The 14,550-nt window shown below is 62.2% G+C and carries 13 protein-coding genes; 2 read left to right on the forward strand and 11 right to left on the reverse strand.

Annotation, left to right across the window (positions count from 1 at the left end; translation table 11 throughout):
- Positions 1-17 precede the first annotated feature (17 nt).
- Positions 18-278 (forward strand): pyocin activator PrtN family protein, encoded by a 261-nt coding sequence (locus X773_RS53315; protein WP_023676583.1) that lies wholly within the window; start codon positions 18-20, stop codon positions 276-278.
- A 682-nt stretch (positions 279-960) separates the two neighbouring features.
- Here X773_RS53315 and X773_RS79300 read toward each other — a convergent pair.
- From X773_RS79300 to iolG, 11 genes are all read right to left on the reverse strand, one after another.
- Positions 961-1,308, reverse strand: coding sequence for a transposase domain-containing protein (locus X773_RS79300; protein ID WP_348625927.1), 348 nt, complete (start codon positions 1,306-1,308; stop codon positions 961-963).
- 649 nt (positions 1,309-1,957) lie between these two features.
- On the reverse strand, positions 1,958-2,593 hold the full coding sequence (locus X773_RS53320; RefSeq protein WP_245274691.1) for a transposase: 636 nt from the start codon (positions 2,591-2,593) through the stop codon (positions 1,958-1,960).
- A 242-nt stretch (positions 2,594-2,835) separates the two neighbouring features.
- Positions 2,836-3,885 carry a Gfo/Idh/MocA family oxidoreductase gene (locus tag X773_RS53325; RefSeq protein WP_245274692.1) on the reverse strand — a complete coding sequence of 350 codons (1,050 nt, stop codon included), beginning with the start codon at positions 3,883-3,885 and terminating at the stop codon, positions 2,836-2,838.
- Between the two features lie 210 nt (positions 3,886-4,095).
- Positions 4,096-5,100 (reverse strand): substrate-binding domain-containing protein, encoded by a 1,005-nt coding sequence (locus X773_RS53330; protein WP_023676588.1) that lies wholly within the window; start codon positions 5,098-5,100, stop codon positions 4,096-4,098.
- Between the two features lie 58 nt (positions 5,101-5,158).
- Positions 5,159-6,259, reverse strand: a complete 1,101-nt coding sequence (locus tag X773_RS53335; RefSeq protein ID WP_156937342.1) for an ABC transporter permease — start codon at positions 6,257-6,259, stop codon at positions 5,159-5,161.
- Positions 6,252-6,992 (reverse strand): ATP-binding cassette domain-containing protein, encoded by a 741-nt coding sequence (locus tag X773_RS53340; RefSeq protein ID WP_023676590.1) that lies wholly within the window; start codon positions 6,990-6,992, stop codon positions 6,252-6,254. Before X773_RS53340 ends, X773_RS53335 begins: the two co-directional genes overlap by 8 nt.
- A 137-nt stretch (positions 6,993-7,129) precedes the next feature.
- Positions 7,130-8,254, reverse strand: coding sequence for a Gfo/Idh/MocA family oxidoreductase (locus X773_RS53345; RefSeq protein WP_023676591.1), 1,125 nt, complete (start codon positions 8,252-8,254; stop codon positions 7,130-7,132).
- The gene (locus X773_RS53350) at positions 8,244-9,209 is read right to left on the reverse strand and encodes a hydroxyacid dehydrogenase (protein ID WP_023676592.1); all 966 of its coding nucleotides are present in this window, start codon (positions 9,207-9,209) and stop codon (positions 8,244-8,246) included. Before X773_RS53350 ends, X773_RS53345 begins: the two co-directional genes overlap by 11 nt.
- Positions 9,209-10,024: an aldolase/citrate lyase family protein gene (locus tag X773_RS53355; protein WP_023676593.1), complete on the reverse strand. Its 816-nt coding sequence runs from the start codon at positions 10,022-10,024 to the stop codon at positions 9,209-9,211. Before X773_RS53355 ends, X773_RS53350 begins: the two co-directional genes overlap by 1 nt.
- 10 nt (positions 10,025-10,034) lie before the next feature.
- Positions 10,035-11,471, reverse strand: coding sequence for an NAD-dependent succinate-semialdehyde dehydrogenase (locus tag X773_RS53360; protein ID WP_023676594.1), 1,437 nt, complete (start codon positions 11,469-11,471; stop codon positions 10,035-10,037).
- Positions 11,472-11,474: 3 nt separating this feature from the next.
- The gene (gene iolG, locus X773_RS53365; RefSeq protein ID WP_023676595.1) at positions 11,475-12,482 is read right to left on the reverse strand and encodes an inositol 2-dehydrogenase; all 1,008 of its coding nucleotides are present in this window, start codon (positions 12,480-12,482) and stop codon (positions 11,475-11,477) included.
- Positions 12,483-12,589: 107 nt separating this feature from the next.
- Here iolG and iolD point away from each other — a divergent pair, with 107 nt between their 5' ends.
- Positions 12,590-14,437: a 3D-(3,5/4)-trihydroxycyclohexane-1,2-dione acylhydrolase (decyclizing) gene (gene iolD / locus X773_RS53370; protein WP_023676596.1), complete on the forward strand. Its 1,848-nt coding sequence runs from the start codon at positions 12,590-12,592 to the stop codon at positions 14,435-14,437.
- Positions 14,438-14,550: the final 113 nt, after the last annotated feature.

The following is a 14,550-nucleotide window of genomic DNA, read 5'->3' on the forward strand; positions in this document are numbered from 1 at the left end:
AGGGATAGCAACCTGGAATGAACACAGCACTGCTTTTGATGGCTCAGTATGGTGGCAAGGCCATCATCCCGATCGATGAGGTCTGCCGAGACTATTTCTCCCACCTGACGCCGCCGAAGTTGGTCCGAAAGATTTCCATGGGGGAAATTGCCCTTCCGCTCGTGCGGATCGAGGACAGTCAGAAGTGTGCCAAGGGCGTCCATCTCGCCGATTTGGCCAAATACCTTGAGTACCGGACTGAGGCTGCGAGAAAGGAAATGAGGGGTCTCACGGAGTAGCGAGGGAGCGTGAATGAGGTTTCGTTCAGCCCTGCCGTACACAGCCGCCCGCGGCTTATGGCCTGATGAGCGACGAACTGGATCAACCGTTTCAAGGCCGGTACTGCATTTGGTACAGCACCACTTCAACAAAGACGCGTAATCGACTGTCTGAACTGCATGTTTGTTGGGACTGCGTCCCATCTGATGTTGGACACGATGGTACAACTTTGCAGTATCAAACGAGGCGTTTCGCGAAATGATCCTACAGAACACGCACGTGTCCCTGCGACGAGCCGAAGCAGCGCACCGGCTGCGTGGAACACGCTGACGGGAGGGGCCTGAAAAAGAAGATTATTAGTCGGCTGCCGAGGTCATTATGAATTCAAATGCCGTCAGCTATTTGTACAGTTCTGGCTTACTCATTGCGCCAATAACTGCCTTTCGCCCTTCTGATAGTGATTGCAGACCCGCCTCGGCGGCGATTGCAGCCCGGTATCCGTCCAGCAGCTTGCTCCGGCCGGAATTCCGCTGAGTATTGAATGGATCCAGGCCTGGGCCTGCAGGCGATAGGCATCGGTGAAGCGAGGACGCCAGTCCGCGGGATAGGCCGTTCCTCGCGACAGACCCGAATTGATCTCGGTGCGCAGGGGCGAAAGCAGCGAGACCGTTGCGGTGGAAGCGTAAGCGCCTCGCGGATCGCCTATGGATTTGGGCTTGACGTTTTCCGGAATCGCCAGGGCATGAGTTCCTCGATCTGGGTTTGCGGATGGCCGTTGATGATGGCGTCGAGGGTTTCGNTTTCGGCGAGGTAGGCGACCGGGTTGACGTCGTTGAGCCTGCAGGTGGCCACGATGGAGGCGAGCAGCGCCCAGTTGTCGAACGTAGTGCTGTGCTGCGATTGTCGACAGTGTCCCAGGAGCCTCTTAGGGACTATTGCCTCCAACGATCCGTTGCTTTCCCCACCCCAACTTTCAAAATTGTGGTAAAGTCTCGACGTTGTTATTGGCTTTGAGCGAGCGGTGTGAGGGCGCTGGAGGCTACCATGCACTTCATTAAGCTCCTGGTTGGCTCAGCAATATTGACAGCATCGGGGGCAGCGTTTGCGGCAGAGGAGGTGTCTGTCGAGAGAGGACGGCTGGTTTCCATCATCAGCAGCTGTCACGACTGCCATACTGACGGCTACAGGGAAGCCGAAGGCGCACTCGACCCCACCAAGGCATTGAGAGGGAAAGTAATAGGTTGGCGGGGGCCGTGGGGCACAACGTATGCAAGCAATCTGAGATGGAGCGCGCAAGACCTTAGCGAAGACGGGTATGTAACCTACATCAAGACACTTCGCACATTGCCGCCGATGCCTTGGTACAACGTTCGCGTCATGCCGGAGAGCGACATTCGGTCATTCTATCGATATGTGAAGTCGCTCGGTGATCCCGGCGCCTTCCTCCCGAGAACGGCGAGACCGGGGGAAGAGCCGAGGACGCCCTTCGTCACGCTGGAGCCACCGCAAATGCCGAAACCTTGTTCACGCGACCTGGACTGCGGCGTGGGCGAAGTTTGCTCGGCCGCACCAGTCCGCCAATGCGTTAAGAAGTAGGCACCGTGGGCAGCGGCCCTCTTAAGACAGCCGACCCCAATTACGCGGTAGGGCGAAACCTTAAGTTTCGGAATAGTAGCGAACGCCGCCCTCGGGCCAGACGTCAAGTCAGACCGTCAATGATAAAACTTAGGGTGAGCGCCTCGCGGATCGCCTGTGGATTTGGGCTTGACGTTTTTCGGAATCGCCAGGGCATGAGTTCCTCGATCTGGGTTTGCGGATGGCCGTTGATGATGGCGTCGAGGGTTTCGGCGAGGTAGGCGACCGGGTTGACGTCGTTGAGCCTGCAGGTGGCCACGATGGAGGCGAGCAGCGCCCAGTNGTTTCGGCGAGGTAGGCGACCGGGTTGACGTCGTTGAGCCTGCAGGTGGCCACGATGGAGGCGAGCAGCGCCCAATTTTCGGCCCCGACTTCGTGACCTGCAAACAGGGCATTTTTTTCTGGTCAGGCATACTGGCCTGATCGCGTTTTCAACCGGGTTGGTGTCGAGTTCCAGGCGGCCATCGTCCAGGAAGCGGGTCAGGCCTTGCCAGTGGCCGAGCCCATGCCGGATGTCTTCGGCCAGGCCAGAGCCGGAGGAGATCATCGATAGCTGCTTTTCGAACCATGGTTTCAGGGCAGCGATGATGGGCGCGGAATGCTCCCGTCGGGCGGCAAGCCGGGCTTGAGGTGATGCGAGCATCCGCGCGTGATCCGCACCCATTACCCCTACGCCGATAATTCCAACGCGTATACTCAAGTTGACCTCCGTATTATTCCAATGCGTTCAGTCAAGCCAGCCGGTTGTCCGGGCTTTTCCGGCCTCGTGCGAGTCGGCGGCCGCCTGGATGAATTTCACCAGCGCAGCCCGTCGAGCACGTTCGGAAACAAGATCGTGACTGCCTCCGCATGAACGGTTGCACCGTACAACGCGGTACGCGATGCCGTTTCGTGAGACGCTTCTCGCAATGAATCCTGGCCGGCTCCGCGGGCGAAAGCGCGTCAGAGAAGCAGCCGCTGGTCCGTTGTAGGCAAGATGCGGATCATATCCGCAGTAGGATGAACCTGCCGTGCCGGCGTGTCTATCTTCTGAGGCTGACCGGTGCTGGCGGCGCGCTCAATGGCAAGCAGGGCGCGCACGTCGGCAAATCCTTCTCCACCGTCGGCTTCAGGCGGTTGTGCATTCAGGATGCAGTCGGAGAAATACGCGGTCTGTCCGGCGAAATGGTCTGTCTGCGGGAACGCCTTTTCGGTTCTGATGTCGCCATGCCGAAGCTTCATTTGCACGGCAGTCTCGAAACGGAAGCCAGGGTCGGCCGTTACGCTCCCCTTCGTTCCGGCCACGTGGTAAAAATCCGAATTGTCCGCGCCGAAGCTGGCAATGAACTGCGCAAGCCGGCCCTCGGGGAAGCGCAACGTCACGGCAATGCTTTCCTCTACCTCCCCGACTGAGGCGCTGCCGAAACTCCTTACCGCGACTGCCTCGATCGGCTCAGTGGCAAAGATATGGCGCGCGGCATTCAGGCAGTAGACGCCGATGTCCTGCAAGGGACCGCCCCAATAGGCGGCCTTGAGGCGGTGATTGTCGGACGACGCTACGAAGGAGAAGACCGCGGCAAAGATGCGGGGATCGCCGATCTCACCGCTGCGGATGCGCTCCAGGACCTCGACAGTGCCGGGCTCGTTGTGCAGCCGATACGCCGTCATCAGGTACGCTCCGCTCTCATTGGCGGCGGCGATCATCGCCTCGCATTCCGCCTCGGTCGTGGCCAGCGGCTTCTCAACGAGCGCGTGCTTGCCGGCTCTCAGGGCTCGGATCGCATAGTCGGCATGCATGGAGTTCGGCAATGCCACGTAAACTGCATCGGCGACGTCCGATGCGAGCATCTGGTCGTACTGCTCATAGCTGAAGACGTGTTCCACGCCGTAGAATTCGGCGAGCTTGGCGGCGTTTTTGGCCGAGCCGCTGACGATCGCCGTGATTGTCGAGTTTCCGGTCTGGGACACACCGGGCATAAAGGCTTCCTGTGTGATCCAGCCCGCGCCCACCACGGCATATCGTATCTTTCTCAATTGCTCCTCCCGAATGGGATCACTCCCGGCACTCGTCTAAAAATGGTCACGCCGTGGCCAGCGGAGCGTCTCTGAGGCCTGACGGCAGCGGTCGATTTGAGCCAGTCGCTCGATGGGTCTGTTGTCGCCTCTCAGGGGCAAAGGCGGGCAAGAGTCATCCCTCGCCCGCCGCAGAGTTGCGCCCCCCGCCTACTTTCCGATGCAGGTGTCGGCGGTTTCGGGGGTGCAGACGTCGAGACCGGTGTAGGTCGGGTCGGCCGGCGCGGGCTTGCCGTCCTTGATGTCCTTCAGCGCCAGCATGGTCTTGTAGCCCATTTCGAACGGCCGCTGTCCGACCTGGCCGAGCGACAGGCCTTCCTTCATCTGGTCCATCTGCACCGGCAGCGTGTCGGCGACGACCAGAGCCAGCTCCTTCTTGGCGATCTTATCCTTGTACGGCTCGACCGCAGCGCGATTCGCATCCGGTATGAATTGCGGAAAGCCGCCTGTCGGCACGAAGGCGTCGAGGTTTGGCGTCTTCGCCATGAAGTCCTGGAACTGCTGAACCGACAGAGGGAAGTCGTCGTTGGTATAGAGAGGGCAGCCCGGTGCTTCCGTCCAGCCGTTCTGGCCGGTCAGGGCATCACCTGGCGAGGCGGCCGACTCCTTGCCGGCCAGCGTATCGCGTATACCCTTCATGCGCTCATTGTGGTTGGCCGCGGCAGCTCCGCCCGACTGGATACAGATGGTGCCGCCTTTCGGCTTGATGGTCTGCACGATCTTGGCGAGGTTGACGCCAATTTCGTAATTGTGCGTGCCGATATAGGCGACACGCAGGTCCTTGTTCTCCGGTAGCACATCCGAGTCCCAGGTAAGCACGGGAATGCCCGCTTCCTTGGCGGCCTGAAGCGCGACGGCCATTGCCGCGGCGTTCGACGGGGCGACGGCGATGCCGTCGACCTTCTTGGCCACCAGGTCCTGCACGATCTGCACCTGCTCCTCGCCGCCGCCATGCTCGCCGGGGCCGATATACATGCATTCGATCGCGCCGCTGGATTCGGCTTCGGCCTTCTTGCAGCCGTCACGAGCCTGGTCGAAGAAAGGATTGTTCATGTTCTTCGGCACAAGGGCGAAGACGTATTTCTGCTGGGCATAGGCCTGCCCTGCCATCAGCGCGGAAAACGCCACGGCCGCCGTCAGAATGTATTTTTTCACCTGTTCCTCCACTTTGTTTTGACGTCCACTATCCCCGACGGCTTGCGGCCGCCGGATTCTATTTGCGCTTCCAGGTAAACATACCCTCCAGCGTCGCCCGCAGCGACTTGCCCGAGGTCTGCATGCCGAGAAGCACGGCAAGAATGATGAAGGCCCCGACAAAGGCGCCCTGCCAGTTCGAATCGATCCCGGCCATCAGCAGCGCGTTGCGGATGACCTCGAGGAAGGCCGAACCGATCACAGCGCCAAACGCGGTTCCGTAGCCGCCCATCAGGCTGGCCCCCCCGATGACGGTGCCGGCGATCACCCTCAACTCGTAGCCGGTTCCCATCGCGTTGATGGCCGAGCCGCTGTAGCCGAGCAGCAGCAGGGACGCGATCGATGCGGTAAATGCGCAGAAGACATAGGCCTGGAATTTGATCCAGTCGACGGGGACGCCGGTCATCCGCGAGGCGTTCTCGTTGCCCCCGATCGCGAAGAGGTGGCGCGCCCAGGCGGTGAAAATGAAGACGGAGCCGACGATGAGCGCGAGGATCACCATCACCCAGAACTGCGAGGACAGTTCCGGGATCCAATGAGGCACCCAGCCGTCAGGCGTGTGCCTCGGCCATTTGGCCTGGCCGATGGCCTTGACGATCGGCGCATCGGGTCCGAACTGGTAAAGCATCTGGTTGCCGGACAGCACGACCGCCAGCGAGCGCGCGATCGACAGCATGCCTAGCGTCACCACGAAGGACGGCATGCCGATATAGGCCACGAAGAAACCGTTAAAGGCTCCGCAGGCGATGCCTGCGAGCAGACCCGCGCCAAACGCCACATACCAAGGCTGGTGCCAAGTGAGCAGCAGGCCGGCGACGATCGCGACCAGCCCCATCACCGAGCCGACCGACAGATCGATGCCGCCGGTGATCAGCACCACCGTCATGCCCAGCCCCATGATGGCGATAGGTGCAAAATTGCGGGTGGTGTTGGTAACGTTGTCGACCGTGCCGAAGCTGGGCTCCAGCCACGTCATGAAGACCACCAACACGAAAAGCGCGATCGCGACCCAGAAGGCCTGGCTGGCGATCATCTTCTGGAAAACGCTCTGCTCTATTATGCCGACCACATCACCGATGGACGCATGGCCTTCCTTCAGCATGTCGCTCTGGCTATGCATCACGGATCGCTCCCGTAATTAGGCCGGTGATCTCCTCCGGCGATGTCTTCTCCGTCGCCTTGTCGGCCACTTTCGAGCCGCGTCTCAGCACGATGATGCGGTCGCAGACCGCGAACACATCGGGCATGCGGTGGCTGATCAGCATTACCGACACATTTTGCGATTTGAGCCGCCGGATCAGCTCCAGCACCTCGGCTACCTGGCGGACCGAAATCGCCGCGGTCGGCTCATCCATCAGCACGAGCTTGGAGTTGGATAGCCGGGTGCGGGCAATGGCGACCGCCTGCCGCTGGCCGCCTGACATTTTTTTGACCAGATCGCGCGGCCGCGTCTCCGACTTCAGCTCCGCGAACAGTTTTGCCGAGCGGTTGATCATCGCCTGCTTGTCGAGCACGCGGAGCGGCCAAAACCCCTTCTTCATCTCGCGGCCGAGAAAGACATTTTGGGCGGCCGTCAGATTGTCGGCCAAGGCCAGATCTTGATAGACGACCTCGATCCCTTCGCCCCGTGCCTCGATCGGCTTGTGGAAATGGCAGACCTTGCCGTCCACCGCGATTTCGCCGTCGGAGGGTGGGAAGTTCCCCGCAATCAGCTTCACCATGGTCGATTTCCCGGCACCGTTGTCGCCCATCAGGCCAACCACCTCGCCGGCAGCAACCGCGAAGCTGACATCTGACAAGGCGCGGATAGCACCAAAGCTTTTCGAGACGCTTCGTACGTCCAGCACAGACACATTCTCCTCCCTGTGCGACGTCGACTTGAGCACTCAGCCGACGTACCTCTCTCCGGCTGCAATCTATATTGCAAAATGTACAAACATGCAACGTTTATTTCAGACGCATGCGGGGCGGCGACCAACTCTCCCTCGCATCAGTCTGTTCGCAGCCACTTGCTCTCCCGGGCCGAGCCCTGAATTGCCTCCACGAGTTCCTGGATGCGTTGGCCGGCCCGGAAGCCGAAAGACTCGTCTCGCTTCCCGGCGATCGCATCGACGAACCGCGCAATCTCGATAGCCTTCAGATCGTTGAAGCCGAGCTGATGGCCTGGTGCGACGCAGAAGAGTCCATAGGGATCGTGATCCGGACCGGCCTCGATGCGCCGAAAGCCACGCCGGCCGCCGGGATCGGCCGTGCTGTAGAAATGCAGCTCGTTGAAGCGCTCCTGGCTGAAGACGAGCGCCCCCTTGGTGCCATAAACCTCGAAATCGTGCTGCATCTTGCGGCCGGTGGCGACCCAGCTCGCTTCGATGCTGCCGGATGCACCATTGGCAAAACGCAGAAATGCGCGACCGATGTCGTCGACCTCGATGGTCCGGCGCCCGCCTCGGCCATCCGGACGGCTCGCTATGACGGTGACGGAATCGCCGAGGACCCGTTCCACCGAGCCAAGCAGAAACTCCGCCGTGGCCAGAGCATGGCTGCCCAGATCCGCCAATACGCCACCGCCGACAGGATCGTGCCGGAAGGTAAATGGGCTTTCCGAATCCGCCATGTAGTCCTCGGCGTGAATGCCGCGATAGCTGCGGATCTCGCCCAACTCGCCCGCGCGGATCATCTGCCGCGCCAGCGCGAGCAGCGGGTTGCAGAGATAATTGAACCCGACCTGCGTCCTGACGCCGGCCGCTTCCGCCGCCTCGGCCATCCGTCGGGCATCCGCCGCAAGGGGCGCCAGCGGCTTCTCGCAATAGACGTGCTTGCCGGCGGCAATGGCGGCGAGCGCCATCTCCTTGTGGAAGCCGTTCGGCGCCGTGATATCGATCATATCGATCTCCGGGTCCTCGACCAGACGCCTCCAGTCCCCGCTCGCCCGCGCGAACCCCAAGGCCTGCCCCGCCTGCGCGGCGAGGTCCTCGGTTCTGTCCGCAACCGTGTGGAGCACCAGTTCGTAGGGAAGATCGAAGACACGTTGTGCGGCAGCAAAGCCGAACACATGGGTCTTGCCCATGAAGCCGGTGCCGATCAGGCCGATTCTGAGTTGAGGTTTTTCACCGGCCATTCAACTCGGCTCCGTTTACCACCAGCGCTGAGTCGATCCGCCCGGCGAAAAAATCGAGCACGTTCTGCACGGACGAGATTGCCATGCGCTCGCCGCACTCGGCGGTGAGCCCGGCAATGTGCGGCGTCAGAATCACCTGGTCGAAGCCGAAGAGCGGATGGTCCGCGGCGGGTGGTTCATCGTCGAAGACGTCGATACCGGCCGCTGCGATGCGCCCCGCTCGCAGCGCCGCGATCAGCGCCGCCTCGTCGACGATGCCGCCCCGCGCTGTGTTGATGAGAACAGCAGTCGGTTTCATCGCCGAGAGTTCCACGGGGCCGATCACCGGGCGCTCGGCCTTGGGTACGTTGACGGAGATCGCATCGGCCCAGGCGAGTCCCGTTTGCAAATCGCTCACCGGCGCGACCGGCCCCTCCGGCCAGCCTTGCCTCTCAAGGAATGGATCATAGGCACGCACGTCCATGCCGAATGCCGCCGCCATGCGCGCCAGGTGGCGGCCGATCCGGCCGAACCCGAGGATCAGAAGCCGCTTGCCCGAGAGTTCGCTTGGCTCCAGCCGGTTGCGCCAACCCCATTCGTTACCGCGCACCGAACGATCCGCTCGGATCAGCCGCTTGGTTGCCGCCAGCAACAGCATCATGGCGTGCTCGGCCACCGACACCGAGTTCACATCGCCGACGATCGCGAGAGCGATCCCGCGCCGATTGAGGGAGGATAGATCCACAGCGTCGTAGCCGACGCCATGGCGCGAGACGATCTTCAACCTCTCGGCGCGTGCGACGGTCGGAGCCGACAAGGGCTGGGTGCGAATGACGAGGCCATCGGCCTTGCCGATCAGAGGTGCGTAGCTTGGTTCGGAGACATCTTCGACATAGTCGTAGGTGACGCCGGGCGACGCATCGAGAAGTTCGATGCCGCTCGGATGAAGTTTTCCGGCGACCAGAACGTGCGGCATCAATAGCCTCCCTTGCCGGCTTCAAGAGAGGCGGGCTTCGCGCCGGTCAATTCGCGAAAGCGGGCAACACACGCCTGGGCCGCTGCTGCGAGCAGGCGGGAGTCGCCTGACACGGTGGTCATGTCGAAACCCCATTCGATGGCACGTGCGGCGTAGTCGGCCGTGCCGCAATGGAGCGCGGCGCGTTTGCCGTTCCTCTTGCAGGCCGCAACGATCGTCCGCAGAGCGGCGATCATGTCAGGCTCCTCGCGATCGAAGGACGGCGCGAGACGCCCCTGGTGCAGGCTGAAGGTCAGGTCTGCGGGACCGACATAGATGCCGTCGAGCCCTGGCGTTGCGGCGATCGCATCGAGATTGCGCATCGCCTCGGCGGTCTCGACCATGGCGAAAGCCAGGATCTCGTCATTGGCTTCGGCCGCGTAGTTGGCACCCGCCGAGAAGTTGGCACGCGTCGGCCCAAAACTGCGCTGGCCGGCCGGCGGATAGCGCAGGTAGCTGACGAGCTGAGCCGCCTGTTCCGGCGTGTTGATCATGGGACAGATCACGCCATAGGCGCCGGCATCCAGCACCTTCATGATGATGCCCGGCTCCAGCCACGGCACGCGCGCCATGGGCACCACCCTGGATGCACGCATCGCCTGGAACATCGGAAGCAGCATCGAATAGTCGAGCGCGCCGTGCTGGACATCGATGCTCACGCTGTCATAGCCCTGCGCGGCCATGATCTCGGCGGTGAATGGACTGCCGATCGAAAGCCAGCCATTGATCGTGGGCCGCCCTTCGGCCCAGATCTGCTTGAGCTCGTTCTTGATCAAGGCGGCCTCCTCAGAACACGATCTGCGCAAGCTTGGTGTCGAGGTAGTCACCGATACCTTCGCTGCCGCCTTCGCGACCCATTCCGGAATATTTCGTGCCGCCGAACGGCGCTTCCGATGCGGCGAGAGCGAAGCTGTTGATGCCCACCATGCCTGCCTTCAGCTCGGCTACCGTGCGGCGCGCACGCTTCGGGCTCGACGTGAAGGCATAGGCCGACAATCCCATTGGCGAAGCATTCGCCCGCTCGAGCGCCTCCTCATCCGAGGAAAACCGGGTGATCGCCGCGATCGGCCCGAAATTCTCCTCGGCAAAGACCCTCATGTCGTCGGCAACATCGGTCAGGACCGTGGGCTCATGAAAATGGCCGGCATTGAACGCCGCAACCCGATGGCCACCGGCGACGAGCTTCGCACCGGCTTTCATAGCGTCGGACACGATGTCTTCGATCTCGGAAAGCCGGCCGGCATTGATGAGCGGGCCCATCTGCACGGATGGGTCGAGCCCGTCGCCCAGTTTCAACGCTTTGGCGCGTTGCACAAAGCCCTCGACGAAGGCGTCGTGCAGGCTTTCGTGGACGAAGAAACGATCCGGTGTGACGCAGACCTGGCCGGAATTGGCGTATTTGGTCGGCACGGAGACGTTGAGCGCGGCATCCAGATCGGCGTCGTCGAAGACGATCAGGGGCGCGTTGCCGCCAAGCTCCATAGACACCTTCTTCACCGTGTCGGCAGCATCGCGGATCATCTGCTGGCCGACGCGGGTCGAGCCGGTGAGGGACACCTTGCGCACCGCCGGCGAAGCCATGATCGGCGCATAGGTCGTGCTCGTGGGCCCAACGACCAGGCTGACGGTGCCGGCAGGAAGATTGCAGGCGCGGATGCAGTCGACCATCAGCATCGCCGTCCCGGGCGTCTGACTTGACGGCCGGACGATGGTCGAGCAGCCAGCGCCAAGCGCCGGCGCCACCTTGCGGGCGACCAGTGCCGCCGGAAAGTTCCAGGCGGTGAAGGCGGCTGCGATCCCGACAGGCTCGTGCAGAACTTCGAAACGACCGCCGGGCACGCGCGATTCGATGACGCGCCCATAGATCCTGCGGGCCTCCTCGGCGTACCAGCGGAACTGATCGACCGCCAGCCCCCATTCGCGCTCGGACTGGGCAATAGGTTTGCCGGTCTCGCTGGAGATCATCCGCGCGGCTTCGTCCTTGCGGCGGATCATCTCGTCCGCGATAGCATGCAGGGCGGACGCGCGCTCAAAACCACCCTTGGATTTCCATGCGGAAAACCCACGGGCGGCGCTAACCAGCGCCTCTTCCGTGTCCGCGCGGGTGGCGACCGGAGCCTCGCCCAGCGGCTTTTCCGTCACCGGGCTCGTCACCGGCGCCGTCCCGCCGTCGGATGCCTTGCGCCACTTCCCGTCGATGAACAGTCCGTAGTTCGCGTACATGGCTTATCCGATCTCGCTGACCTTCACGAAGCGGCCTTCGACCGCCGATTTCATCGCCGCCTCAGCCAGGATCAGGGCGCGGCGCCCGTCCTCAAAACCGACCAGCGGCGGCTCGCCCTTCTCGACGCAGGTGACGAAGGCGTCGATCTCGGCATCGAACGCTTCGCGGTATCGCTCGATGAAGAAGTCGAGATAAGGCGCGGCGGCTTCGGTTTGCGCGACCGAGTAGCGGCGCAGTTCGTGAGGCTTCCTGTTGCCGCTGATCACCATGCCGGTGCTGCCCAGCAACTCGACGCGCTGGTCGTAGCCATAAGTGGAGGTTCGGGAGTTGTTGATGTGGCACTGCTTGCCGCTTTTGGTCCGCATCACGACCATGACGCTGTCGTAGTCGTTCAGCTCCGCCATCATGGCCGGGTCGATCAGCCGGCCACCGATGGCGAACACCTCCTCCGGCTCCTCTCCCAGCATGAAGCAGGCCAGGTCGAAATCGTGGATCGTCATGTCGCGAAAAAGCCCGCCCGCGACCTCGTAGTAGGAACGGGGCGGCATGCCCGGATCACGCGAGGTGATAATAACCTGATGCAGGTCGCCGATCTCGCCGGATCGTACGGCGTTCCACGCCGCACGATGACCGGGGTCGAAACGTCGGTTGAAGCCGATCTGGACCGGCACGCCCTTGGACAAAATTGCTTCGGCGCAACGGTTCACCCTTTCCAGGCTAAGATCGATCGGCTTCTCGCAGAGCACGGGTTTGCCAGCGGCCACCGCCTTTTCGATGTAGTCGGCATGCGTGTCAGTCACCGTCGCGACAAGCACCGCATCTACATCTGCCGAGGCAAATACGTCGTCCGCGGATCCCGAAGCGCGAACGCCGTGCCGCGCCGCGACAGTCTCCGCGGACGATTCGTCGATGTCATAGACGGTGGCTAGTTCCGCACGAGGATGTGCGGCGATGTTTGCCGCATGCATCCTGCCAATCCGACCGCAGCCGAGCACAGCTATCCTGAGCAAGAAGTCCTCCCGGTTTGAATTTTTGCAATGATCGTTGCAAACATATTGATTTGTCAATGGGCATTCCGTATAGATTTGGAAAGACCGTCGTTAGGGAGGAGACAAAGATGACCAGGGCCACCGTCCGTCTGACCATGGCACAGGCGCTCGTGCGCTATCTGTGCAACCAGTTCACGGTCGTCGACGGCGAGAAAGTTCCGCTTTTTCCGGGAGTCTTCGCCATCTTCGGGCACGGCAACGTGACGTGCCTTTCTGAAGCACTCGAGGCGGTGAAGCACGTGCTGCCGACCTGGCGCGGCCAGAATGAGCAGTCGATGGCGCTTGCAGCGATCGGCTTTGCAAAGGCGAAGCGCCGGCGCCAGATCATGGTTGCGGCGACCTCGATCGGTCCGGGTGCGCTGAACATGGTGACGGCGGCGGGTGTCGCCCATTCGAACCGGCTGCCGGTGCTGATGCTCTCAGGCGACACCTTCGTCAGTCGCCGGCCCGATCCGGTCATGCAGCAGGTCGAGCACTTCGGCGACCCGACCATCAACGTCAATGACGCCTTTAAGGCGGTCACGCGCTACTGGGACCGCATCGTCCATCCCGAGCAGATCATCTCGTCGTTGCCGCAGGCGGTTGCGGTGCTGCTTGATCCGGCCGATTGCGGGCCTGCCTTCATCGCTTTGCCGCAGGATGTGCAGGAGATCGCCTGGGATTATCCCGAAGCCTTCTTCGAACAGACGGTGAATGAGGTGCCGCGCCCCCGGCCCGATCGCAGCCGGCTCGCCGAAGCGACGCGCCTCCTCAAAGGCGCAAAGCGGCCGCTGATCATCTCGGGTGGTGGCGTGCGTTATTCGGGTGCCGAGAAGGTTCTTGGCGATTTCGCCAAAAGGCATGGGATCCCGCTCGCGGAGACGATTGCCGGCAAAGGCACGGTTACGCACGACCACCCCGCGCATGTCGGACCGATCGGCATCGTCGGCTCAACCTCCGCCAACGCGCTGGCGGCGGAAGCCGACGTGATCATCGCCGTCGGCACACGGCTCATGGACTTCACCACCGGATCCTGGAGCGCCTTCTCGGCCGACGCAAAGTTCGTCTCGATCAATGCCGCACGCTGGGATGCCACCAAGCACCGGGCGCTCGCCGTCGTCGGCGACGCGCTGGAGACGGTGAGCGAACTCGAAGGTGCCCTCGGCGACTGGAAAGCGGAGAGGGCCTGGACAGACAAGGGTCGCATCGAGTTCGCCAAGTGGAACACGATGCTTGACGGCTTCCAGAAGCCGACCAACGAGCCGGTCCCGACCTATGCGCAGGTCGTAGGCGTGGTGAACGCCAAGGCGGGCGAGCGTGACCTGCTGATCACCGCGGCCGGCGGACTGCCCGGCGAGGTGATGAAGAACTGGCGGGTGAAGGAACCCAACACTTTCGACTGCGAGTTCGGCTTCTCCTGCATGGGTTATGAAATCTCTGCCGGCTGGGGCGCGGCCATGGCCGACCCTACCCGCACGCCGATCGTCATGATCGGCGACGGCACCTACATGATGATGAACTCCGACATCTATTCGTCGGTGCTCGCCGGCCACAAGATGATTCTCGTGGTATGCGACAATGGCGGCTATGCGGTGATCAATCGGCTGCAGAACGCCAAGGGCGGCGCCTCCTTCAATAACCTTATCAAGGACTGCCGGGTCAAGGAGCCGTTCTCGGTCGACTTCGCCAAGCACGCGGAAGCCATGGGCGCGCTGGCGCGGCATGTCGAAAGCCTTGCCGATCTCGGCCAAGCGATCGAATGGGCGAAGACCACCGACCGAACCACCGTCATTACCATCGTCTCCGACGCCTTCAGCTGGACGCCCGGGGATGCATGGTGGGACGTCGGCGTGCCCGAGATCAGCGGGCGCCAGCAGGTCCGCGACGCGCATGCCGCGCAAACCGAAGGTCGCAAGAAGCAGCGCGTGGGTGTCTGAACCGTTCGGGCGCGCGGGGGCGTCCCCTGCCGGAACGATGCAAAACTCCCTGAGCATTGTTCCGGCAGTTTTTTGTCGCTGCGCAGGCAGCCAGCAGCATTCGAAAATCATGA

Source organism: Mesorhizobium sp. LSJC280B00, assembly GCF_000502835.1.
In the GTDB taxonomy this organism is placed as follows: domain Bacteria; phylum Pseudomonadota; class Alphaproteobacteria; order Rhizobiales; family Rhizobiaceae; genus Mesorhizobium.